The organism is Streptomyces sp. NBC_00249 (genome assembly GCF_026342355.1).
GTDB lineage: Bacteria > Actinomycetota > Actinomycetes > Streptomycetales > Streptomycetaceae > Streptomyces.
Genome location: NZ_JAPEMV010000002.1, coordinates 742,166 through 762,717 on the forward strand (window position 1 = coordinate 742,166; position 20,552 = coordinate 762,717).

General features: G+C 70.6%; 25 protein-coding genes and 1 pseudogene. 15 read left to right on the plus strand and 11 right to left on the minus strand.

The features are described 5' to 3' along the window. Positions 1-1,102: 1,102 nt before the first annotated feature. Positions 1,103-1,324 (plus strand): type II toxin-antitoxin system prevent-host-death family antitoxin, encoded by a 222-nt coding sequence (locus tag OOK31_RS12125; protein WP_267012860.1) that lies wholly within the window; start codon positions 1,103-1,105, stop codon positions 1,322-1,324. Positions 1,325-1,346: 22 nt separating this feature from the next. Continuing rightward, a pseudogene (locus OOK31_RS12130) lies at positions 1,347-1,499 on the plus strand (type II toxin-antitoxin system RelE/ParE family toxin); the annotation flags it as partial. A gap of 229 nt (positions 1,500-1,728) precedes the next feature. Here OOK31_RS12130 and OOK31_RS12135 read toward each other — a convergent pair. Beyond that, positions 1,729-1,983 carry a Txe/YoeB family addiction module toxin gene (locus OOK31_RS12135; RefSeq protein WP_168530032.1) on the minus strand — a complete coding sequence of 85 codons (255 nt, stop codon included), beginning with the start codon at positions 1,981-1,983 and terminating at the stop codon, positions 1,729-1,731. Then, positions 1,980-2,261: a type II toxin-antitoxin system Phd/YefM family antitoxin gene (locus OOK31_RS12140; RefSeq protein ID WP_267012447.1), complete on the minus strand. Its 282-nt coding sequence runs from the start codon at positions 2,259-2,261 to the stop codon at positions 1,980-1,982. Before OOK31_RS12140 ends, OOK31_RS12135 begins: the two co-directional genes overlap by 4 nt. A 404-nt stretch (positions 2,262-2,665) precedes the next feature. On the opposite strand from OOK31_RS12140, the gene OOK31_RS12145 reads away from it, so the two are divergent. Genes OOK31_RS12145 through OOK31_RS39530 form a run of 4 tightly spaced genes read left to right on the plus strand, consistent with a single transcriptional unit; the run spans position 2,666 to position 4,857 of the window. After that, on the plus strand, positions 2,666-3,052 hold the full coding sequence (locus OOK31_RS12145) for a CPCC family cysteine-rich protein (protein WP_267012448.1): 387 nt from the start codon (positions 2,666-2,668) through the stop codon (positions 3,050-3,052). Then, positions 3,049-3,780: a HEAT repeat domain-containing protein gene (locus OOK31_RS12150; RefSeq protein WP_267012449.1), complete on the plus strand. Its 732-nt coding sequence runs from the start codon at positions 3,049-3,051 to the stop codon at positions 3,778-3,780. Before OOK31_RS12145 ends, OOK31_RS12150 begins: the two co-directional genes overlap by 4 nt. A 3-nt stretch (positions 3,781-3,783) precedes the next feature. Further along, on the plus strand, positions 3,784-4,416 hold the full coding sequence (locus OOK31_RS12155) for a DUF6000 family protein (RefSeq protein WP_267012450.1): 633 nt from the start codon (positions 3,784-3,786) through the stop codon (positions 4,414-4,416). Between the two features lie 54 nt (positions 4,417-4,470). After that, positions 4,471-4,857, plus strand: a complete 387-nt coding sequence (locus OOK31_RS39530; RefSeq protein WP_353962690.1) for a hypothetical protein — start codon at positions 4,471-4,473, stop codon at positions 4,855-4,857. Positions 4,858-4,933: 76 nt separating this feature from the next. On the opposite strand, the gene OOK31_RS12160 is transcribed toward OOK31_RS39530, so the two are convergent. Genes OOK31_RS12160 through OOK31_RS12170 form a run of 3 tightly spaced genes read right to left on the minus strand, consistent with a single transcriptional unit; the run spans position 4,934 to position 6,407 of the window. Beyond that, a complete protein-coding gene (locus OOK31_RS12160) occupies positions 4,934-5,347 on the minus strand; it encodes a hypothetical protein (protein WP_267012451.1) in 414 nt (137 codons plus the stop codon). Between the two features lie 47 nt (positions 5,348-5,394). Further along, positions 5,395-5,862, minus strand: coding sequence for a hypothetical protein (locus OOK31_RS12165; protein ID WP_267012452.1), 468 nt, complete (start codon positions 5,860-5,862; stop codon positions 5,395-5,397). Then, on the minus strand, positions 5,859-6,407 hold the full coding sequence (locus tag OOK31_RS12170; protein WP_267012453.1) for an ArsR family transcriptional regulator: 549 nt from the start codon (positions 6,405-6,407) through the stop codon (positions 5,859-5,861). The genes OOK31_RS12165 and OOK31_RS12170 overlap by 4 nt, the downstream gene beginning before the upstream one ends. Before the next feature lie 237 nt (positions 6,408-6,644). On the opposite strand from OOK31_RS12170, the gene OOK31_RS12175 reads away from it, so the two are divergent. Beyond that, on the plus strand, positions 6,645-7,259 hold the full coding sequence (locus OOK31_RS12175) for an antibiotic biosynthesis monooxygenase (RefSeq protein WP_267012454.1): 615 nt from the start codon (positions 6,645-6,647) through the stop codon (positions 7,257-7,259). A gap of 159 nt (positions 7,260-7,418) precedes the next feature. Here OOK31_RS12175 and ychF read toward each other — a convergent pair whose 3' ends face one another. After that, the gene (ychF, locus tag OOK31_RS12180) at positions 7,419-8,507 is read right to left on the minus strand and encodes a redox-regulated ATPase YchF (protein WP_267012455.1); all 1,089 of its coding nucleotides are present in this window, start codon (positions 8,505-8,507) and stop codon (positions 7,419-7,421) included. A gap of 149 nt (positions 8,508-8,656) precedes the next feature. Here ychF and OOK31_RS12185 point away from each other — a divergent pair, with 149 nt between their 5' ends. Then, a complete protein-coding gene (locus tag OOK31_RS12185; protein ID WP_267012456.1) occupies positions 8,657-9,115 on the plus strand; it encodes a DUF6542 domain-containing protein in 459 nt (152 codons plus the stop codon). Positions 9,116-9,120: 5 nt separating this feature from the next. Here OOK31_RS12185 and ppgK read toward each other — a convergent pair whose 3' ends face one another. Further along, positions 9,121-9,867 carry a polyphosphate--glucose phosphotransferase gene (gene ppgK, locus OOK31_RS12190; protein WP_323188209.1) on the minus strand — a complete coding sequence of 249 codons (747 nt, stop codon included), beginning with the start codon at positions 9,865-9,867 and terminating at the stop codon, positions 9,121-9,123. 21 nt (positions 9,868-9,888) lie between these two features. Beyond that, positions 9,889-10,893, minus strand: coding sequence for a 4-hydroxy-3-methylbut-2-enyl diphosphate reductase (locus OOK31_RS12195; protein WP_267012458.1), 1,005 nt, complete (start codon positions 10,891-10,893; stop codon positions 9,889-9,891). An 86-nt stretch (positions 10,894-10,979) separates the two neighbouring features. Here OOK31_RS12195 and OOK31_RS12200 point away from each other — a divergent pair, with 86 nt between their 5' ends. The 4 genes from OOK31_RS12200 (at position 10,980) to OOK31_RS12215 (ending at position 14,643) form a co-directional block, all read left to right on the plus strand. Next, on the plus strand, positions 10,980-12,365 hold the full coding sequence (locus tag OOK31_RS12200; RefSeq protein WP_267012459.1) for an APC family permease: 1,386 nt from the start codon (positions 10,980-10,982) through the stop codon (positions 12,363-12,365). Between the two features lie 47 nt (positions 12,366-12,412). Further along, the gene (gene xseA, locus OOK31_RS12205; protein WP_267012460.1) at positions 12,413-13,651 is read left to right on the plus strand and encodes an exodeoxyribonuclease VII large subunit; all 1,239 of its coding nucleotides are present in this window, start codon (positions 12,413-12,415) and stop codon (positions 13,649-13,651) included. A 61-nt stretch (positions 13,652-13,712) separates the two neighbouring features. Next, a complete protein-coding gene (locus OOK31_RS12210) occupies positions 13,713-13,952 on the plus strand; it encodes an exodeoxyribonuclease VII small subunit (protein WP_267012461.1) in 240 nt (79 codons plus the stop codon). A 100-nt stretch (positions 13,953-14,052) separates the two neighbouring features. Then, entirely contained in the window at positions 14,053-14,643 is a 591-nt protein-coding gene (locus tag OOK31_RS12215) for a malonic semialdehyde reductase (RefSeq protein WP_267012462.1), read from the plus strand. Between the two features lie 86 nt (positions 14,644-14,729). On the opposite strand, the gene OOK31_RS12220 is transcribed toward OOK31_RS12215, so the two are convergent. Further along, complete coding sequence (locus tag OOK31_RS12220) at positions 14,730-15,257, minus strand: DUF4245 domain-containing protein (protein WP_267012861.1); 528 nt, start codon at positions 15,255-15,257, stop codon at positions 14,730-14,732. A 238-nt stretch (positions 15,258-15,495) separates the two neighbouring features. Between OOK31_RS12220 and glpX the strand changes: the two genes are divergently transcribed. Beyond that, on the plus strand, positions 15,496-16,527 hold the full coding sequence (gene glpX / locus OOK31_RS12225) for a class II fructose-bisphosphatase (RefSeq protein ID WP_267012463.1): 1,032 nt from the start codon (positions 15,496-15,498) through the stop codon (positions 16,525-16,527). 116 nt (positions 16,528-16,643) lie between these two features. Here the strand turns inward: glpX and OOK31_RS12230 are convergent, their stop codons facing one another. Then, positions 16,644-16,976: a WhiB family transcriptional regulator gene (locus OOK31_RS12230; protein ID WP_267012862.1), complete on the minus strand. Its 333-nt coding sequence runs from the start codon at positions 16,974-16,976 to the stop codon at positions 16,644-16,646. Positions 16,977-17,217: 241 nt separating this feature from the next. Then, positions 17,218-17,889 carry a DUF1707 domain-containing protein gene (locus tag OOK31_RS12235; protein WP_267012464.1) on the minus strand — a complete coding sequence of 224 codons (672 nt, stop codon included), beginning with the start codon at positions 17,887-17,889 and terminating at the stop codon, positions 17,218-17,220. A 159-nt stretch (positions 17,890-18,048) separates the two neighbouring features. Between OOK31_RS12235 and OOK31_RS12240 the strand changes: the two genes are divergently transcribed. Continuing rightward, on the plus strand, positions 18,049-19,713 hold the full coding sequence (locus OOK31_RS12240; protein WP_267012465.1) for a fumarate hydratase: 1,665 nt from the start codon (positions 18,049-18,051) through the stop codon (positions 19,711-19,713). Between the two features lie 145 nt (positions 19,714-19,858). Next, positions 19,859-20,482 carry a hypothetical protein gene (locus OOK31_RS12245; RefSeq protein WP_267012466.1) on the plus strand — a complete coding sequence of 208 codons (624 nt, stop codon included), beginning with the start codon at positions 19,859-19,861 and terminating at the stop codon, positions 20,480-20,482. The last annotated feature ends 70 nt before the right edge of the window (positions 20,483-20,552 follow it).

Genomic DNA, 20,552 nt, shown 5'->3' on the forward strand with positions numbered 1-20,552 from the left:
CCAGCTCCGCACCCACCTGCGCGCCCTGGCCGTCCTGGACGCGGCGATCGGAGACGATCCCCAGCTCCGCTGCCACACCTTCGACACCGCCTGGGGCCCCGACCAGGAAGCGGCCCTGATGGACAACGGCTCGGGGGACGACTTCTCCGTCCTCTTCACCCCGGCCGGCGTCCTCGTACGCGGCTTCGACCACGAGTCGGCGATGAGCCCGTACGCGACGGACGACGAGCAGGTCTGGCCCGGTGTCCTGGACGACGTACCGCCCGCGCTGCGCCCGCTCCTGGACGAACCCGCCTTCCGGGACGAGGGCATCGACGCACCCCGGGTCACCGCCTGCCTGTGGCGGGAGCCTCACGACACGGCCTGGCGCACCGGCTCGTCCATCGCCTTCCCCGCCGGCAGCGAGGACCCGGACGGCTCCGGCTTCCTCTTCCCCCTCCTCACCGACCGCTCCCCCGAGGCCGTCCAGGCCCACTTCGAGGACTACTACGAGCGCCCCGTCCCCCTCGACGCGATCCGCCACGTCCTCGCCGGCCACCCCCTCACCCCCGCACTCGCCCGGGCCCTCAACCCGGCCGCCCTCTCGGACGAGGCACTGCTCGCCCGGATCGCCTCGCACCCCGAGGTCGCCTCCTACCTGGCCTGCGACGGCGAGTTCGACCTCGACCGCACCGACCCGATCGAGGAGATCGCCCTGCCCAACGGCCTCCCGGTGGAGCCCGTAGCGGGCTGCGGCGCGGGCGGCACCCACTACCTCTGCGGCCCGGCCACCCCCGGCGGCCCCCGCCCGGTCCTCTACACCGACTCCGAGGGCCGGGCCTCCCTCCTCGCCGAGTCCCTCGCCGAGGCCCTGACCCTGGCCGTCGTCCTCCCGTCCTGGCACGACGCCCTGGCGGGCTTCCGCCCCCCGGCCCTCAACGCCGACTACCTCGAGGACAACCCGGACCACCCCGCCACCCGCGACCGCCTCCTCACCGCCCTCCGCCTCCCCCCGGCCACCGACGAGGACGTCCTGACCCGCCTCCTCACCACAGCAGCCCGCACCCTCCCCGACGGCTACCTCCCCCACACCCCCGCCGACGAGGACTCCACCTTCGAGCCGATGCTCGAACCATCAGCCGAGGAGCGAGCCGACCGCAACGACGCACCCTCCGCGATCACCCGGCGGGGCAAGCAGCTCGCCGCCGTGGTATCGATCGAGACGCTCCGCGATTACCGGGAATGGGAAGACCGCGAGATCAACCGAATCATCAACGAGCGCATGGCGAGCCCGGCGGCCGGCATCCCGGCGAGGACGTCATGGGGAAACACCGACACGCAGTGAATGAGCACCACGCAAGTGATTACCGCACGGCCTCAGCACCACGGCTCTCGCATCCCAGCCCGACCGCCGTCGCCTCCGAGTGGGCAATTGCCGCATCAGTTACACGATCGGCAACGGAGAACTGGCGGTGGGGGTCGTCCACGTCGGACACCGATCCACCATCTACGACACGTGAACCGCTCGGTGCCGGACCACGGACCCGGCACTCCAGCACGGGGCAAGGAAACGACGCCGGAGCTCTGCGGGCTGTTGCGGACAGCAGAGGGCCTGACCCGTGCCTTCACAGGTCAGGCCAGCTCTGGGGATGCGATCAGACGTTGAAGCGGAGCGTCGAGCACAGGGCTTCGACCTGCGGAAACGTCATTTTGGAGGGCCCTCTCCCAGCATCATCCCAGCACAGGCGGTCAGTAGTGGTACCGAGCCGCGAGGATGACGATCTCCTTGTCCGTCACCAGGTAGACGAGGCGGTGCTCGTCGTCGATCCGCCGCGACCACGCCCCGGGCAGGTGGTACTTCAAAGGTTCGGGCTTGCCGATCCCTGAGAACGGGTCACGCCTGACGTCCTCGATGAGCTTGTTGATCCGGGCGAGCATCTTGCGGTCGTTCTTGAGCCAGGACGTGTAGTCCTCCCAGCCCTGATCCTCGAAGACAAGCCTCACGCGGCACCCGTACCAGCGTCCGCCGACTCCGGATCGATCAGCTCGCGCTCCGACACGTTGATGTTGGCCAGGGCGTTCTCGTAGGCCTTGAGCAGCCGACGAGCGTTCGCCGGGGATCGCAGCAGGTATGAGCCCTCGCGCAGGGCCGCGTAGTCCTCGGCCGAGACGAGCACGGCGTTGCCGTGCTTCGAGACGATCTCGATGGCCTCGTGGTTCTCGTTGACCTTCTTGATCAGCGGAAAGAGTTCCTTGCGGGCTTCGCTCGCGGTTATGGACATGTCCCGACCTCTTCCATCAAGTGGTACCTAATAACGTACCACTCTCGGCGTCTTTCGGAAGGGGGAACGACTGATGGATGGTCAGCCATGCCGGGCACCGTCCCGGCACGGGAAAAGCCAAGGGCCCACCTCCGAGGAGGTGGGCCCTTCTGGCCTGCGGGTTTACCCAGTGAGCGACGTGGTGCTCATTCACACACTCAGACGTTGAAGCGGAATGTCTGCGGGCTGATCCTGACCTGCGACGGAGCCCTATCCAGGGCCCTGACCTGGGATTTCCTCGTTGGCATGCATTGACTCCCGACGGCTGTTTACGGGTGTCCTGCGGACTGGCTGCGGACTGGATGGGTACGCCGAGGCAGAGAAATCCATGGCACACCGGCGGGACCTGCAACGAGACTGCGCAGGTGAGCGACTCCTACCCCTGTCCCTGCTGCGGGCACTGCGTGCTCGACGACATGCCCGGCTCCTACGAGATCTGCCCCGTCTGCTTCTGGGAGGACGACGGGGTCCAGTTCCGCTGGCCGACCATGGACGGCGGAGCGAACAAGGTCTCTCTGATCGAGGCCCAGCGAAACTACCAGGACTTCGGCGCCTGCGACCAGCACGGCCTCCAGTACGTCCGCCCGCCGGCCGCGGACGAGCCGCTCGACCCCGCCTGGCGCCCCATCGACCTGACGCGCGACTCCTTCGAGGACTGGGACGCGGACGAACGCGCCCCGTGGCCTGACGACCGCTCGGTGCTCTGCTGGTGGCTCCCCACCTTCTGGCGCCGCGACCACCCGGCGTCATGACCTCCCGCATCGAGCAACTCGTCCAGCAGCTCGACGGCGAGGCCGGCGCGTCCTACGACGCCCGCGCGGAACTGATCTGGATGGGCTCGGAAGCCATACCCGCCATCATCGACGGACTCCCCTCCCTCGGTGGCTTCGGTCAGCTGACTGCAATCGAGGTCTTCGAGGAGGTGGGCGACCCCCGCTGCGGCCCCGCGCTCATCGGACTGCTGGACAGCGACAACCCGACCGTCCGCGAGTGGGCTGCGATCGCCCTGGCGAGCCTGGAGATCGACGACGCGGTCGAGCCCCTGCGCCGCGCCTACCGCGCCTGCCTGGACCGGGCCACCCCGCCGGACTGGACCGAGCCCGACGGCATCCGCTGGGCCCTGACGGAACTCGGCGCCCGCAGCCCCGTCGTCCCGCCGCTCACCGCGCGCCTACGAGCCACTGCTGCGGATGACGCCCCCGGCTGGCCCTCGGCCCACTTCACCGAAATCGTCAACGACCTGGCCGACCACGCCCAGGTGATTCTCTACTGCCAGTTCTGGCGGGTGGACGCCGGCCGCACGTACGGCATCTCCGGCACCGCCCTGGACTGGGAACTCGACTGGGCCGCGCCCTGGGAGCACCTGGTCGACGAGGCCCGCACGTGGTCGCTACTGGAGGCCTCCGAAGCCCCCGTCGGCGACGACATCTTCGTCGCCCCCACCTGGATCGACCGTACCGACCTGTACCCGGAGAGGTGACCGATGCCGTCCCAGCACCCCGAGGAAATCGGCTACGGCCATGTGGTCGAGAGCTACGTGACGAGGATGTACGCGGGCCTCCCGCGCTACCTCGTACTGAACGGCGGGCGCTTCCTGAGCCCCCGGTGGTGGCACACCACCCGCTTCACCCGACACCTGCTCGATGACGCCGCCGCGATCACCGACGAGGAACTGGAAGCCCTCCTCGGGTACGAATGGCGCTCGCGCCTCACCGCCGCCTGGCTGATCGGCGTCGACCGCCGCGACCGGTTCCGGGCACGCATCGGCGACCTGCTGCTGGCCAGCGAGGTCTGCTACTCCGGCGGCGCCTACTGCTTCGCCCTGGCCCGCTTCGGCACGCACGCGGACGTCGAGATCCTCACCGCCTACCTCGACCGCTACCTCCCCCGCACCGACCTGTACTACGACCAGCCCGCCGCCCTGGGCGCCCTCCTCCGCCTCGACGCCCTCCTCGGTACCCACCACGCCGACCGCTTCACGGAGCCCGGCGGCCTCTGGGACCACTGGGTCAAAGGCGTGGGACGCCTCGGCTACCCCAGCCACACCCCCGCCGAGCTTCGCCGCTGGACGGACCTCCACTGCGACTTCGCCAACGGCTGGTCATCCCGCCCGTAATCGGGGTGTACCCGCCATTGACCCCCACTCATTCCCCACCAGGTAAGAGCGGTAATGAGCCAAACGCACACCAGGAGACACGCTCTGTCAGACGATGGAGGTGGACGAGAGCGCCAACATGTGGAGGCAGCTGACGAGCTGCGCTCACTGCACAATTGGCTTCAGGCAGACACAGACGTCCGCAGGTCGTCCTCACTGACGCTCCAGGAACACCCTCCCGAGCCCGGGCAGATGGGCGGTCTGCTGGACGTCATCCAATTGGTCTCTGACAACGGCTGGAGTGCTGCCTCCTTCGTGGTGGCACTGGCCGCTTGGAAACGAACAAGGCCCCAGGACCCGCGGATCGAGATCAGGCGGGCACGCTGCGGACTCTGCGCGGACAGCAAAGGCTGCCCAGCCCGCTCCGTCGCAGGTCAGACGGCCTTTCGCCGGACGTATTAGACGTTGAAGCGGAACGTACACTACAACGCTCCCACCTGCGGAAACGCGGTATCCGAGGGGGCCAGTCAGCACCGAATCAGCACGGGAGAACAAGCTCCCCCTGCACTCCCGGAAGTCGGACCTCCAAGATCGACGCCGTCCCGCCGGACACAGCGCACTCGTACAGAGTGATCCGATCACCCGGGGCAAGGTGACTCCACCGCACCGGGTTCAGTGGCAAGAGGCGCACCGGAGCCCGAGCGCCGGGAGGGAGGCCAGGAGCGAACTCGACCCACACCCGGGCGATGTCCAGCTCGGGCGCCCCGTCGTCCTCCCAGAAGCCTGGCGGCGCGGCCCATCCACCGCCCAGCTCCTGGAGCAGGTCGAGCGCCAGCTCCCACTCGTCGTGCGCGAGGTAGTCCCAGACATCGGAGACCGTGATGTCGTTGCCGGTGGCGACGTCTTCGGGCACCAGCAGCGAGGCGGCTTCAAGTATCCCGACGACGTCCATGCGCCGATTGTTCATGCCCTTCGAAGACCGGGCAGCCGATCGGGGCCTCAGTAGCGCGGCATGTTCGGGATCGCCTTCTCCGCGAGCTCGATGAGTGCCTCCACCTTCGCCAGGTCGGCCGCAACCTCCTGCGGCGTCACGGTGGGGGCCTCCGACGACCGGTACTCGACTTCGTTGCGCCGGGCTCGCATGCGGTTGAAGGGACGCAGGATGGACCCGAGCGGCGGGTCGAGCTGCGCTCGTACGGCCTCGTAGATGACGGTATGGCCACCACGACTGGTCGCGCGCAGCCCCTGGTTCTGCAATACCGCGGCCAATGCTCTGCGCCCGGCGTCATAGGCCAGCGTGTACGCGCCCTCCGGGTCCGTGGCCGCCAACTGTCGCGCGGAGCCGACGTGCGTACGCGCCCGGACCAGTTCCGCCTCGGCGGCCTGATGGGAAGCTGGTACGCGTTCGAGCTGGCCACCGCCGATGAGCGCATCGACCGTCGACCGGCCTTGATTCCAGCGCGTCATTGCGACTCCAGGTCAAGGTTCAGCTGGACCAGCGGACGTTCGCGAACGCTGGTGAGGAACGGATCGTCTGTAGGGGCCTCCCACACCTCGACGGAGACCCGGTGGACGTTGACCTCACGACGCAGGCGTCGGGACGCCTCCTCGGCAAGGTCGAAGAGCGCGTCGGCATCGGGGGCACCCACGACGAGGACATCCACATCGGCGGGCGGCGGCCCCGGCTCACCCTTGTACCGAGCGGCCCAAGAGCCGTAGATATAGGCCCGCTTCACACCTTCGAGTCCGGCCAGCGCATCGGTGAGCACGGGCACGGGGCCGAAGGAGACAGACATGAGCTCGCTCAGCGGACGGTACAGCGGAGTATCTGTGCGGGCCCTGACGAGGCGACTGCGCCCCACGCGCCGATCAGCCAGGATGCCCCCGCCGGCCAACCGGTCGACCTCTCGCAGGACAGCCGTGGGCGTCACGCCGACGTCAGCGGCGAGCTCGGTGATGCTGTACTCGCATTCCGGGTGGAGGAGCACGAGCGCGAGGAGCTCGCCTTGCATACGGGATCGGAGGATGGGTAGCAGGCTCGGCGACACTTTCATTGAGCGCAGGATATCAAGCGCCCAATGAAAGTAACAATTCGCATTTGGTTGCTCACCAGGAGGCATGCGCGCCCAGTGACGGCCCGCCTCTTCACCTGAATGCCCCTGCCACGTTGACCCCCATCCGCCCCGGCCATCGCATGGAGTGGGGAACATGAGCCCGCGCGGGGCCACCGGAAGGCAGGAAAGGGCGCTATGTACGTTCGCAGCATCTATGCAACGGGTGATCCGGCCGAGCTCGACGGGGTCGCCGAGGCTCTCCGGACCGACGGGCGGGCGCTGCTGTCGACGCAGCCGGGCTTTCGCGGGATGGGTCTGTTCGCCGACCGCGAGCTCGGCAAGCTCCTGGTGGGATCGTGGTGGGAGGACGAGGCCTCCCGGCAGGCCAGCTACGAGAACCTGAGCAAGCGGCGGGCCGAGATGATGGCGCCCTTCGCGCAGACCGTGACGGTCGACAACTGGGAAGCGGCGGTCGCCCGGCGCGCAGAGGAACTCGGGCCGGGCGCGGGATTCCGGCTGGTCCGCATGGACGTCGAGCCGCCCGACATCGACCTGCTGGTGGACACGTTCCGCGACACGTCACTGCCCAAGGTCCAGAAGATTCCCGGACTGGCCGGCATCTCCCTGCTCATCGACCGCGATCGAGGCAGAGCCGCCGTCGGCGCGCTCTACACCGACCGCGACGCACTCGTGGCATCCCGCGGCGCCGTCGCGGCGGTCCGCGGAGAGGCCGCGACGAAGGCCCACGTGACCACCCGCAGCCTGGAGGAATTCGAGGTGGTCCTCGCCACGGCGGTCCCCCACTCCTGACCCCGCATCCCCTCGCGCGCCGGGCCACTCGGACCGACACCGCGATTCCAAGTCAGCACCAGGTCAGCACGGGAATGCGGAAGGGGTCGGACTCAACAGAGTCCGACCCCTTCCGACCTGCACGTTTGACGAAACTACTAACACATGGTAACGAATCGACTACACGTTGAAGCGGAACTCCACCACGTCGCCGTCCTGCATGACGTACTCCTTGCCCTCCATGCGGGCCTTGCCCTTCGCGCGGGCCTCGGCCACCGAGCCGCAGTCGACCAGGTCGGCGAAGGAGATGACCTCCGCCTTGATGAAGCCGCGCTGGAAGTCGGTGTGGATGACGCCGGCGGCCTCGGGGGCGGTGGCGCCCTGCTTGATCGTCCAGGCGCGGGTTTCCTTCGGGCCGGCCGTCAGGTACGTCTGGAGGCCCAGGGTGGCGAAGCCGACGCGGCCCAGGGTGGCCATGCCCGGCTCGTCCTGGCCGACCGACTGGAGGAGTTCGAGGGCCTCGTCGTCCTCGAGCTCGATGAGCTCCTGCTCCAGCTTCGCGTTCAGGAAGATGGCCTCGGCCGGGGCGACCAGCGCGCGCTGCTCGTCCTTGAAGGCCTCGTCCGTCAGCTCGTCCTCGTCCACATTGAAGACGTACAGGAACGGCTTCGTGGTGAGGAGGTGCAGCTCGTGGAGGAGGTCACCGCGCTCGGTGCCCTTGGTGATGCCCTTCGAGAAGAGGGTGTCGCCCGCTTCGAGGATCTTCTTGGCCTCGACGACGGCCGCCAGGACGGCGACCTTCTCCTTCTGGAGGCGGGACTCCTTCGTCAGGCGGGGCTCCGCCTTCTCGATCGACTGGAGGTCGGCGAGGATCAGCTCGGTGTTGATCGTCTCGATGTCGTCCTTGGGCGAGACCTTGCCGTCGACGTGGACGACGTTCTCGTCCTTGAAGGCACGGATGACCTGGCAGATCGCGTCCGACTCACGGATGTTCGCGAGGAACTTGTTGCCGAGGCCCTCGCCCTCGGAGGCGCCGCGCACGATGCCCGCGATGTCGACGAAGTCCACCGTCGCCGGGAGGACCTTCTGCGAGCCGAAGATGCCCGCGAGGACGGCCAGACGCGAGTCCGGGACACCGACGACGCCGACGTTCGGCTCGATGGTGGCGAACGGGTAGTTGGCCGCCAGCACGTCGTTCTTGGTCAGGGCGTTGAACAGGGTCGACTTGCCGACATTCGGCAGGCCGACGATTCCGATCGTGAGCGACACGTTGGCGACTTCCCGTAGCTGGAGGGGGCGGCGGCCCGGAGTGGGCCGTCGGACAGTTTACTTTCCGATGAGCGGACGTGGTTGTACGCGTGTCCGGGAGGCCCTGAGCGGCGGCGCCCGCCTACTTTGGTCCCGTGGAGCAATACAGGATGCGTTCGGTACCTCACCCACAGGCGCGGCGCCCCCGGCCCCCCGCGGCCCGGCGGCTGCCCCGGCCGCGGCTGACCGGGCTCGGCGGCGGGCTGTTCGCCTGCGCCGCGATGCTGCTGGTCGCGGGGGTCTGCTGGCTGCTGTTCGACTCCTCGCTCTTCGTCTACGGGCTGCTCTTCCTCCCCGTCGCCGCGGCCGCCGCCCTGTGGGTCCGGCCCGCCGACCTGATCACCGCGCCCGTCTCCGCCCCGATCGCCTTCGCCGCCGGGGTGTGGCCCGTCTCGGGCGGCTCCGGCGGCTTCGGCGGGCAGCTCATGGGGGTGGTGTCGGCGCTGTCCCTGCACGCCGGGTGGCTCTACGCCGGCACGCTGGTCGCCGCCCTGATCGCCCTGGTGCGCCGGGCCGCGCTGAGCGGCCGCCGCCGGGCTGCCGCGGCCCGGCGCAGCAGTACCGCGTAGACCGACTAGGACCCGGCGTCCCGCGCCGCCATCGCCGCGCCCACGATGCCCGCGTTGTTCTGGAGCTTCGCGGGGACGACGGGCGCGCGGACGCCCTCGATCAGCGGCAGGAACTTCTCCGGTTTGCGGCTGACGCCGCCGCCGAGGACGAAGAGGTCGGGCGAGAACAGCATCTCCACGTGGGCCAGGTACCTCGACAGCCGGTGCGCCCAGCGCTCCCAGCTGAGGTCCCCGTCCTCCTTGGCCTTGACGGAGGCGCGCGTCTCCGCGTCGTGGCCCTTCAGCTCCAAGTGCCCCAGCTCGGTGTTCGGCACCAGGTGCCCGTCCCGGAAGAGGGCGCTGCCGATGCCGGTGCCCAGGGTGAGCAGCAGGACCGTGCCGGCGACCCCGCGTCCCGCCCCGTAGGTCACCTCGGCGACGCCGGCCGCGTCCGCGTCGTTCAGGACGGTGACGGGTCGGCCGCCGAGCCGGGAGGACAGCAGGGCGGCGGCGTCCAGGCCGACCCATCCCTTGTCCACGTTGGCGGCCGTGCGGGTAACGCCGTTCGTGACCACGCCCGGGAAGGTGACGCCGACCGGGCCCTTCCAGGAGAAGGCCCCGACCACCTCCGCAACGCAGCCGGCCACCCCTTCGGGGGTGGCCGGGTGCGGTGTCAGTACCTTGTGGCGCTCCTGCGCGAGCTCGCCGCGCTCCAGGTCCACAGGAGCGCCCTTGATGCCGGAACCGCCGATGTCCACACCGAAGATCTGCATGGACATACGGTACGAAAGGAGTTACTTCTCGGCGACCAGTTCGGCGGCTTCCGCACGCAGGTCCCGGCGCAGTTCCTTGGGCAGCGAGAAGACGATCGACTCCTCGGCCGTCTTGACGATCTCCACGTCCGCGTAGCCGCGCGCCGCCAGCCACTCCAGGACCTCTTCGACCAGTACCTCCGGCACCGAGGCGCCCGAGGTCAGGCCGACCGTGCCGACGCCCTCCAGCCAGGCCTCGTCGATCTCGCTGGCGAAGTCCACCAGGTACGCGGCGCGGGCGCCGGCGTCGAGGGCGACCTCGACGAGCCGGATGGAGTTCGAGGAGTTCTTCGACCCGACGACGATGACCAGGTCGGAGTCGGCGCCCATGACCTTGACGGCGGCCTGGCGGTTCGAGGTGGCGTAGCAGATGTCGTCGCTCGGCGGGGAGACCAGGAGCGGGAACTTGGTCTTCAGGGCGTCGACGGTCTCCATCGTCTCGTCGACCGAGAGCGTGGTCTGGGAGAGCCAGACGACCTTCGACTCGTCACGGACGGTGACCTTCTCGACGTCGTGGGGGCCGTCCACGATCGTGATGTGGTCGGGGGCCTCGCCGGAGGTGCCGATGACCTCCTCGTGGCCCTCGTGGCCGATGAGGAGGATGTCGAAGTCCTCGTTCGCGTAGCGGATGGCTTCCTTGTGCACCTTGGTGACCAGCGGGCAGGTCGCGTCGATCGTCGCGAGCTTGCCGCGCGCCGCCTCCTCGTGCACCACGGGCGCCACGCCGTGCGCGGAGAACATCACGATGGAGCCCTCGGGAACCTCCTCCGTCCGCTCGACGAAGATGGCGCCCTTCCGCTCCAGCGTCTGGACGACGTACTTGTTGTGCACGATCTCGTGCCGGACGTAGACCGGCGCACCGTACTGCTCAAGGGCCTTCTCGACGGCGATCACGGCTCGGTCCACGCCCGCGCAGTAGCCGCGGGGGGCGGCGAGCAGGACGCGACGGGATGCGGAAGCGGGGGCGGGAGCAGTCATACGCTCCATCGTACGGGGGTCTCCAGCAGGCCGGACGTCCCCCGTACGACACACACTTGGTCGAACGTCCATCCTGGCGATCCCCCGGAGGAACGATGGCATCCGCTACGGATTCCAGTACGGCGCCCTCCTCGGCGCTGCGGCGGAGTCTTGGCTTCCGGGACCTGGTCGTCTACGGCCTGCTCTTCATCGCCCCCATGGCCCCGGTCGGGGTCTTCGGCACCCTCGACGCGAAGTCGCACGGGGCCGTGGCCCTCGTCTACCTCGTCGCGACCGTGGCGATGGCCTTCACGGCCTTCTCCTACGCCCAGATGGTGCGGGTGGCCCCGCAGGCCGGATCGGTCTTCACCTACGCCCGCAAGGGGCTCGGCGAGGGGCCGGGCCTGATCGCCGGGTGGATGGCGATGCTGGACTACCTGCTGATCCCGGCGGTGGCGTACCTGTTCTCGGGGATCGCGATGCACGCACTGGTGCCGTCGGTCTCCCGGTGGGTGTGGACGGCGCTGGCGGTGGTGATCACCACCGCGCTGAACCTGTGGGGCGTACGGGCGGCGGCGCGGGTGGGCTTCGCGGTGCTGGCCCTGGAGATCGTGGTGCTGCTGGTGTTCCTGGTGTCGGCGGTGACCGTGCTGGTCCAGGACGGGGCCCGGCGCGGCTGGCTCTCGCCGCTGACCGGCGACGGCTCGCTGGGGTTCAGCCTGGCGGCGGTGCTGGGCGCGGTGTCGGTGGCGGTCCTGTCCTACCTGGGCTTCGACGCCATCGCCTCCTTCGCGGAGGAGGTCACCGGGGGCTCGGCGCGGGTGGCCCGGGCGGTGCTGTTCTGCCTGGCGCTGACCGGGGTGCTGTTCCTCGCGCAGACCTACCTGGCGGCGCTGCTGACGCCGGTGTCCTCGGCGGAGCTGGCGGCCGACCCGGCGGCGCAGGGCCCGGCCTTCTACGACTCCGTCGAGGCGTCGGTCGGGGTCTGGCTGCACGACCTGGTGGCCGTCAGCAAGGCCATCGGGGCGGCCTTCGCGGCGCTGGCCGGGCAGGCGGCGGCCGGGCGGCTGCTGTTCGCGATGGGCCGGGAGCGGCGGCTGCCGCGCGCCCTGTCCCGCACCTGGGACGGCACTCCGCGCGCGGCCCTGCTGGTGGCGGCCACGGTGACGCTGGTGGCGGCGGTGTGGGCGGCCCGCCGCGACGACGGGCTCGACCACCTGGTCTCCGTCGTGGACGTCGGGGCGCTGGTGGCCTTCACCCTGCTGCACGCCTCGGTGGTCGGCTGGTTCGTGGTGAAGCGGCAGGGGGGCGAGCCGGTGTGGTGGAAGCACCTGGTGGTGCCGGTACTGGGCGCGGCAGTGACGGTCGCGGTGATCGTCGAGGCCTCCCCGGCGGCGCAGATCGTGGGGGCGGTGTGGCTGCTGGTGGGCCTGGGGGTGCTGTTCGCCCAGCGCGGCCGGCCGGCCCCGGCGGACGAGGGCTCCGGCGGACCCCCTCCCTGAGGCCCCGTCCCTGAGACGCTGTCAGCCGCGCCGGTTAGCCTGCGTGCATGGCTCTCAACACGTCGGCGGACGCGCCGCTCCCGGTCGGTCAGGTCTCCCGGCTGATCGGCGGCTGGATCGACCGGCTCGGCCAGGTGTGGGTGGAGGGGCAGATCACGCAGCTGTCCCGGCGGCCGGGCGCCGGTGTGGTCTTCCTGACCCTGCGCGACCCCTCGCACGACATCTCCGTCAGCGTCACCTGCTTCCGCCAGGTCTTCGAGGAGGTCGCGGACGTGGTCACGGAGGGCGCGCGGGTCGTCGTACTGGCCAAGCCGGAGTGGTACGCCCCGCGCGGCCAGCTGTCCCTGCGGGTGACGGAGATCCGCCCGGTCGGCATCGGCGAGCTGCTGGCCCGCCTGGAGCGGCTGAAGCGGTCGCTGGCCGCCGAGGGCCTCTTCGCCCTGGACCGCAAGAAGCCGCTGCCGTTCCTGCCCCAGCTGATCGGGCTGGTCGTCGGACGGGCCTCGGCGGCCGAGCGGGACGTACTGGAGAACGCCCGGCGGCGCTGGCCGGCGGTCCGCTTCGAGGTGCGCAACGTGGCCGTGCAGGGGGTGCACGCGGTGCCGCAGGTGGTGCAGGCCGTCAAGGAGCTGGACGCCCGCCCCGATGTGGACGTGATCATCGTGGCCCGGGGCGGCGGCAGCGTGGAGGACCTGCTGCCCTTCTCCGACGAGGAGGTCGTACGGGCGGTCGCGGCCGCCCGGACCCCGGTGGTCTCGGCGATCGGGCACGAACCGGATTCCCCGCTGCTGGACCTGGTGGCCGACCTGCGGGCCTCCACCCCGACGGACGCGGCGAAGAAGGTGGTCCCGGACGTCGGGGAGGAGCTGGAGCGGGTGCGCCAGCTCCAGGGCCGGGGGCTGCGCGCCCTGCGCGGGCTGCTCGACCGGGAGGAGCGGGGCCTCGCGCACGCGCTCGCCCGGCCCGTGTTCGTCCACCCGCAGCGGATGGTGGAGACCCGGGAGGCCGAGGTGGAGGCGCTGCTGGCGCGCAGCCGGCGCACGCTGGGGCACCTGCTGGACCGGGCCGACTCGGAGCTGGAGCACACCCGCGCCCGGGTGGTGGCGCTGTCCCCGGCGGCCACCCTGGAGCGCGGGTACGCGGTGCTCCAGCGGGCCGACGGGCACGTGGTGCGGGCGCCGGAGGAGGTCACGGCGGGCGAGGTGCTGCGCGCCCGGGTGGCGGCGGGCGAGTTCACGGTCACCGTCACGGAGCCGGAGCCGGAGCCGGAGCCGCAGGCCGGCTGAACCCGACACACTCCCGCAATGAACAAGATCCACTACACCGATACGATGCGAGGGACCGGGAATGGCTGAAACCGATACGGCGCTGGGGTACGAGCAGGCACGCGACGAGCTCGTCGAGGTGGTCCGCAAGCTGGAGGCCGGCGGCACCTCCCTGGAGGAGTCGCTCGCGCTCTGGGAGCGCGGCGAGGAGCTCGCGGCGGTGTGTCGTCGCTGGCTGGAGGGTGCCCGAGCCCGGCTGGACTCGGCGCTGGCCGCCCGGGAGGCCGCGGACGGGGCGGACGGGGGCGGCCGCCCGGAGTGATCCGAGTCACCACCCCCACCATTTTAGTTGAAATTTCATCTACTTCCGCCGTAGAGTTCGAGACATCGCGCTTCACCTCCGTACAGAAGAAGGCTTTCCGATGTCTCTCGTTCTCGACGCCGCTGCTCAGGACCTGCTCTTCCGCGAGGCCCGCACCGCCAACTCGTTCTCCGACGAGCCGGTGACCGAGGAGCAGGTCCAGGCGATCTACGACCTGGTGAAGTACGGCCCCACCGCCTTCAACCAGACCCCGCTGCGCATCACCCTGGTCCGCTCCCCCGAGGCCCGCGAGCGCCTCGTGAAGCACATGGCCGAGGGCAACCAGGCCAAGACCGCCGCCGCCCCGCTGGTCGCGATCCTCTCCGCGGACAACGAGTTCCACGAGGAGCTCCCCCAGCTGCTGCCGCACTTCCCGCAGGCCAAGGACGCCTTCTTCTCCGAGCGCCCGGTCCGCGAGCAGTCCGCCCTGGTCAACGCCTCCCTCCAGGCCGCGTACTTCATCGTCGGCGTCCGCGCCGCCGGCCTGGCCGCGGGCCCGATGACCGGTCTGGACTTCGCCGGCCTCCAGAAGGAGTTCCTGGACGGCGACCACACCCCGCTGATGGTGATCAACATCGGCAAGCCGGGCGAGAACGCCTGGTTCCCGCGCTCCCCGCGCCTGGACTTCGACCAGGTCGTCACCACGGTCTGAGCCCCGCGCACACACGAAGAGGCCGCCCGCCCCGGAACCCCGGGGAGGGCGGCCTCTTCGCGTACGCATGTGCGGACAGTCGGGACCTACGGGGTCTGCGGCCCCTGCTTGAACTCCAGCGCCGCGGCCATCACGCCGAGCTGCTCGAAGGAGGCCGTCCCGGTCACCACCGTGACGTAGCCCTGCTCCCGGCGCACCAGCGCGTCGTACTTCTCGCCGTCCCAGCGCTCCCACACCTGGTCGCCGACCCGCTGGGTCTGCCCGTCGGCGTGCGCCTTCTGGGTGACCCTGGTGAGGTACTTGTCGGAGGTGTCGGTGGACTGCTCCACCGACACGTACTGCTTGTCCGGGTCCTGGAAGCCCAGGTGCCAGGCGCTCGCGTTCTTGCGCTCGTAGGTCACCGAGGTCGCCCGCCACTGCTCGGGGAGCCCCACGGGGGCCGCCACCGGGTACGGCGCCGCGCGCCGGGCCGTGAGGGCCTCCACGCGGTAGTCGACCGTACGGGTCGGGTCGGCGTCCTCGTCATGGGGGACGAAGAGGTAGATCCCCGCCACCACGACGCCGATCACCGCCAGCGACCGGACCATGTCCCAGACCGTCTGCTTGCCCTTCATACCTGCCACGCCACCCATCGTCCCGCATCACCGGCGGGCGATCACCGCCGGGGGGTGGGCGTGGCGGCCGTGTCGTGGACGCCGTACGGGCTCCGGGAGCCGCAAGATGTCCGCTCAGGCCAATCGCCTGACCGATATTCCGCTCATACGTGACCCGCTCTGCTCAATATGTCGACGTACCGATAGAGTTCCAGCACCCTCACATCCCGGCCGTCGTCGTACAGAAAGGTGCGCTCCGATGACCGAGCACAACCTGCCGCCCCAGCTCGAAGTCTCTCCCGAAGCCCCCGACCGCAACCTCGCCCTGGAACTCGTCCGGGTCACCGAGGCCGCCGCACTCGCCGCGGGCCGGTGGGTCGGCCGTGGTGACAAGCTCGGCGCGGACGGCGCCGCGGTCAACGCCATGCGCACCCTGATCTCCACCGTCTCGATGAACGGCGTCGTCGTCATCGGCGAGGGCGAGAAGGACGAAGCCCCGATGCTCTTCAACGGCGAGCGGGTCGGCGACGGCACCGGCGCCGAGGTCGACATCGCCGTCGACCCGATCGACGGCACCACCCTGAACGCCAAGGGCATGCCCAACGCCATCGCGGTGCTGGCCGCCGCCGACCGCGGGACCATGTTCGACCCGTCCGCCGTGTTCTACATGGAGAAGCTGGTCACCGGCCCCGAGGCCGCCGACTTCGTCGACATCAACGCGCCGGTCTCGGTGAACATCCGCCGCGTCGCCAAGGCCAAGAGCATGGCCGTCGAGGACGTCACCGTCGTCATCCTGGACCGCCCCCGTCACGAGGGCATCGTCAAGGAGATCCGCGAGACGGGCGCCCGCATCAAGTTCATCTCGGACGGCGACGTCGCGGGCTCGGTCATGGCGGTGCGCGAGGGCACCGGCGTCGACCTGCTCCTGGGCATCGGCGGCACGCCCGAGGGCATCATCTCGGCCTGCGCCATAAAGTGCCTCGGCGGCACGATCCAGGGCAAGCTGTGGCCGAAGGACGACGCCGAGCGCCAGCGCGCGCTGGACGCCGGCCACGACCTGGACCGCGTCCTGAGCACGAACGACCTGGTGTCCGGCGAGAACGTCTTCTTCGTCGCCACCGGCATCACGGACGGCGAGCTGCTGCGCGGCGTCCACTACCGCGCCGAGACCGCGACCACGTCCTCGCTGGTCATGCGGTCGAAGTCGGGCACCATCCGGCAGATCGACTCCACGCACCGCCTGTCGAAGCTGCGCGCGTACAGCGCGATCGACTTCGACCGCGCCCAGTAGGAGCGGGGCAGCACCGGGCGGGCCGGAGACGGCACGGCCGGGTACGACGAGAGGGGCGGCCCCGTGCGGGGGACCGCCCCTCCGGCGCGTCCGCGGGCGCTGCCCGGGCGGGCCGCTCAGCCCGCCGCTGCGATCGGGCCGGGCGCACCCGCGCCGGGAAGCAGTTCGGCGGCCCTGCGCCGCCTGCGGCCCAGGACCACGCGCCGCTCGGCGGCGGTGAGGCCGCCCCAGACCCCGTAGGGCTCGGGCTGGAGCAGGGCGTGCTCCCGGCAGGCGACCATCACCGGGCAGCGCGCGCAGACCCGCTTGGCGGCCTCCTCGCGGGCGAGCCGGGCCGCGGTGGGCTCCTTGGACGGTGCGAAGAAGAGCCCCGCCTCGTCCCTGCGGCACACCGCCTCGGCATGCCATGGGCCGTCCTCTTCCCTGGCCGGCGTCCGCGGCTTGGGCACGGCGGCCGGGCGCGTCTGAAGGGTCTGGACGGCGGCTGCCTGCAGGGACTGATGCGGCGGATGCGGCACGGTCTACTCCTGACGACGGATACGCGAGCGAGACACGATGCACCGGTCTCTACCCGCTGTACGTGCCCCTATGCACCGTGTGCCGCCGGTGGCGGGAGGTTCGACCGAAATCCGACGTACGCACGAGGCGGACGTGCACCCCGTCCGGTGACGGCCCGCGCACCGCCCGCGCTCAGCCCTCCAGCCGCTTGCGGAGCTTGAGCGCCAGGTCGACCAGACGGGCCCCGAGCTTGGGCCGGGCCTCGATGTTGCCGAGCAGGGCGAAGCCGCGGACGATCACGACGGGCGCCTGCGGGTCGGTCGCGCCGCCCTCGCCGCGCACCTCGAAGTTGCCGAGGACGCCGCTGCCGTAGCCGCGCAGGGTGACGTTCTCGGGTACGAGCACCTCGACGTTGCCCAGGACGCAGGTCACGTTGATCTCGGTGACCTGCTGCTCGAAGACGGCCTCGGTGAGGTCGATGGTGATGTCGCCCATGACCGACACCGCGCGGGTCCGCGGCCCCGGGCGCCAGCGGCCCCTGCGGGCGGAGCTGCTGCACACGGCGACGACGGTCTCCTCGGGGCCCGCGGAGGCCCCCACGGGGGCCTGGGCCGCCGGGGAGGGGGCGGGGGCGCCGGGGGCGGCCGGGAGGTCGCGCACGAGCGTGTCGAGCTCCCCGACCGTCTTGAGGGCGTAGAGGGAGTCCAGCCGCTCGGAGTGCTCCTCGGCGGTGAGCCGGCCCTCGGCGAGGGCGTCGGAGAGGATCTGCGCGATCCGGTCCCGGTCGGCGTCGGAGGCGCGCAGCTCGGCGGGTGCGGGGGCGGCGGCTGCCGCGGGGGCTGCGGGGTGCTTTTCCAGGTCCACGGGAGCCAGCATAGCGAGACACGATAGATCGCGATACTCCCCCGTAGGCGGCGAGTGAGCCTTACCTCACAGACAAAGCCCGCGCACGAGGTCCTACGCTGGACAACCGCGCTGCCAAATCGGTCGTCAGCGCTGTCTGCCGAGTGAGGAATGCCCCCAATGCCGGAGTTCGCGTACACCGACCTGCTGCCCCTGGGCGAGGACACCACCCCCTACCGGCTGGTGACAGCCGAGGGCGTGTCCACCGTCGAGGCCGACGGCCGTACGTTCCTCAAGGTCGAGCCCGAGGCGCTGCGCAAGCTGGCCGAAGAGGCCATCCACGACATCCAGCACTTCCTGCGCCCGGCGCACCTCGCGCAGCTGCGCCGCATCATCGACGACCCCGAGGCCTCCTCGAACGACAAGTTCGTCGCGCTCGACCTGCTGAAGAACGCGAACATCGCCGCGGCCGGCGTCCTGCCGATGTGCCAGGACACGGGCACCGCGATCGTCATGGGCAAGCGCGGCCAGAACGTCCTCACCGAGGGCGGCGACGAGGCGGCCCTCTCGCGCGGCATCTACGACGCCTACACCCGCCTGAACCTGCGCTACTCGCAGATGGCGCCGATCACCATGTGGGAGGAGAAGAACACCGGCTCGAACCTGCCCGCGCAGATCGAGCTGTACGCGACCGACGGCGGCGCGTACAAGTTCCTCTTCATGGCCAAGGGCGGCGGCTCGGCCAACAAGTCCTTCCTCTACCAGGAGACGAAGGCGGTCCTCAACGAGGCCTCCATGATGAAGTTCCTGGAGGAGAAGATCCGCTCGCTGGGCACGGCCGCCTGCCCGCCGTACCACCTGGCGATCGTGGTCGGCGGCACCTCGGCCGAGCACGCCCTCAAGACGGCCAAGTACGCCTCGGCGCACTACCTGGACGAGCTCCCCACCGAGGGCTCCCCCCTGGGCCACGGCTTCCGCGACGAGGCGCTGGAGCAGCAGGTCTTCGAGCTGACCCAGAAGATCGGCATCGGCGCGCAGTTCGGCGGCAAGTACTTCTGCCACGACGTGCGCGTGGTGCGCCTGCCGCGCCACGGCGCCTCGCTCCCCATCGCCATCGCCGTGTCCTGCTCGGCGGACCGCCAGGCCACCGCGAAGATCACCGCCGAGGGCGTCTTCCTGGAGCAGCTGGAGCGGGACCCGGCGCGCTTCCTGCCGGAGACCACGGACGAGCACCTGAGCGAGTCGGCGGACGTGGTCTCGATCGACCTCAACCAGCCGATGGAGACCATCCTCGCCACCCTCACCGAGCACCCGGTCAAGACCCGCCTCAGCCTGACCGGACCGCTGGTCGTGGCGCGCGACATCGCGCACGCCAAGATCAAGGAGCGGCTCGACGCGGGCGAGGGCATGCCGCAGTACCTCAAGGACCACCCGGTCTACTACGCGGGCCCCGCGAAGACCCCCGAGGGCTACGCCTCCGGCTCCTTCGGCCCGACCACGGCCGGCCGCATGGACTCCTACGTCGAGCAGTTCCAGGCGGCGGGCGGCTCCAAGGTCATGCTGGCCAAGGGCAACCGCTCGCAGCAGGTGACGGACGCGTGCGGCGCGCACGGCGGCTTCTACCTCGGCTCGATCGGCGGCCCCGCGGCGCGCCTCGCGCAGGACTGCATCAAGAAGGTCGAGGTCCTGGAGTACGAGGAGCTCGGCATGGAGGCGGTCTGGAAGATCGAGGTCGAGGACTTCCCGGCCTTCATCGTCGTGGACGACAAGGGCAACGACTTCTTCCAGAACCCGGCCCCGGAGCCGACGTTCACCCACATCCCGGTCCGCGGCCCGGGCCTGTAGCCCCGCCCGCTCCCCCCGAGGGGCCCTCTGCCGAACGGCGGAGGGCCCCTCGGGCGTTTGTGCCGAACGGCAGATGGATCACCGGACGCCCGGCGGCGAGGCTGGAGCCGTACCTGAAACGGCCCGCCCTCCAAGGGAGTTCACGATGAAGACCCGTACCCGTACCCGCGTCCTCGCCGGTTCCGTCGCCGCCGGCGCCCTGTTCGCCACCCTGATCGGCGCGGCCCCCGCCCCGGCGGCCCCGGCCGCGCCGGCCAGGCCCGCCGCCGTCCACGGGGGCGCCTCGGTCCTGTACGCCTACTCCCCCCGTGACGACATCCGCTTCACGGTCGAGGCCGTGGCGGCCCCCTTCACCCGGCCGTTCCCGGGCAAGGAGGGCAAGGACGGGTCCCCGACGGACGCCCGGGGCAAGGTGACCGTCTACCACTACTCGCCCGAGTACCAGGTGACGGGCACCTCGGAGGCCGAGGTGGACTGCCTGGTCACCGGCGGCAGGACCGCCACGGTGACGGCCGTGGTCACCAAGTCGACGGTGGGCGACGTGGGCAGGCGGATCGGGATCAGCGTCCAGGACGGCGTCCGCGGCGAGCCGGACCGGCTGGGCTTCTCCTGGGGCGTCGCCAACATCGACCCGCCGAACCTGGACCCCGACGGCAGCGTCGCCAAGCCGTCCGCGGGCACCTGCATGGCCCCGGCCCCCTTCACGGAGGTCACGAAGGGCGGCTTCAAGGTCGTCCCGGCCCCGCTGCCCCCGCTCCCGAAGGCGTAGCCGTAGCCCGGGCGGCTGCCGGTTAACGTCCGGGACACGGGGGCGGGGCCGGTCGTTCACGCGGGTTTGC

Excerpts from the sequence above, each read along its gene's own strand:
- OOK31_RS12175 (WP_267012454.1), top strand. The coding sequence starts at position 6,645 with ATGTACGTTCGCAGCATCTATGCAACGGGTGATCCGGCCGAGCTCGAC.
- OOK31_RS12185 (WP_267012456.1), top strand. The coding sequence starts at position 8,657 with ATGCGTTCGGTACCTCACCCACAGGCGCGGCGCCCCCGGCCCCCCGCG.
- OOK31_RS12210 (WP_267012461.1), top strand. The coding sequence starts at position 13,713 with ATGGCTGAAACCGATACGGCGCTGGGGTACGAGCAGGCACGCGACGAG.
- OOK31_RS12160 (WP_267012451.1), bottom strand. The coding sequence starts at position 5,347 with ATGGACGTCGTCGGGATACTTGAAGCCGCCTCGCTGCTGGTGCCCGAA.
- OOK31_RS12125 (WP_267012860.1), top strand. The coding sequence starts at position 1,103 with ATGCTCGAACCATCAGCCGAGGAGCGAGCCGACCGCAACGACGCACCC.
- OOK31_RS12150 (WP_267012449.1), top strand. The coding sequence starts at position 3,049 with ATGACCTCCCGCATCGAGCAACTCGTCCAGCAGCTCGACGGCGAGGCC.
- OOK31_RS12215 (WP_267012462.1), top strand. The coding sequence starts at position 14,053 with ATGTCTCTCGTTCTCGACGCCGCTGCTCAGGACCTGCTCTTCCGCGAG.
- ppgK (WP_323188209.1), bottom strand. The coding sequence starts at position 9,867 with ATGCAGATCTTCGGTGTGGACATCGGCGGTTCCGGCATCAAGGGCGCT.
- OOK31_RS39530 (WP_353962690.1), top strand. The coding sequence starts at position 4,471 with ATGAGCCAAACGCACACCAGGAGACACGCTCTGTCAGACGATGGAGGT.
- OOK31_RS12195 (WP_267012458.1), bottom strand. The coding sequence starts at position 10,893 with ATGGAGCGTATGACTGCTCCCGCCCCCGCTTCCGCATCCCGTCGCGTC.
- OOK31_RS12220 (WP_267012861.1), bottom strand. The coding sequence starts at position 15,257 with ATGAAGGGCAAGCAGACGGTCTGGGACATGGTCCGGTCGCTGGCGGTG.
- OOK31_RS12200 (WP_267012459.1), top strand. The coding sequence starts at position 10,980 with ATGGCATCCGCTACGGATTCCAGTACGGCGCCCTCCTCGGCGCTGCGG.
- OOK31_RS12165 (WP_267012452.1), bottom strand. The coding sequence starts at position 5,862 with ATGACGCGCTGGAATCAAGGCCGGTCGACGGTCGATGCGCTCATCGGC.
- xseA (WP_267012460.1), top strand. The coding sequence starts at position 12,413 with ATGGCTCTCAACACGTCGGCGGACGCGCCGCTCCCGGTCGGTCAGGTC.
- OOK31_RS12170 (WP_267012453.1), bottom strand. The coding sequence starts at position 6,407 with ATGCAAGGCGAGCTCCTCGCGCTCGTGCTCCTCCACCCGGAATGCGAG.
- OOK31_RS12245 (WP_267012466.1), top strand. The coding sequence starts at position 19,859 with ATGAAGACCCGTACCCGTACCCGCGTCCTCGCCGGTTCCGTCGCCGCC.
- OOK31_RS12155 (WP_267012450.1), top strand. The coding sequence starts at position 3,784 with ATGCCGTCCCAGCACCCCGAGGAAATCGGCTACGGCCATGTGGTCGAG.
- OOK31_RS12240 (WP_267012465.1), top strand. The coding sequence starts at position 18,049 with ATGCCGGAGTTCGCGTACACCGACCTGCTGCCCCTGGGCGAGGACACC.
- OOK31_RS12140 (WP_267012447.1), bottom strand. The coding sequence starts at position 2,261 with ATGTCCATAACCGCGAGCGAAGCCCGCAAGGAACTCTTTCCGCTGATC.
- glpX (WP_267012463.1), top strand. The coding sequence starts at position 15,496 with ATGACCGAGCACAACCTGCCGCCCCAGCTCGAAGTCTCTCCCGAAGCC.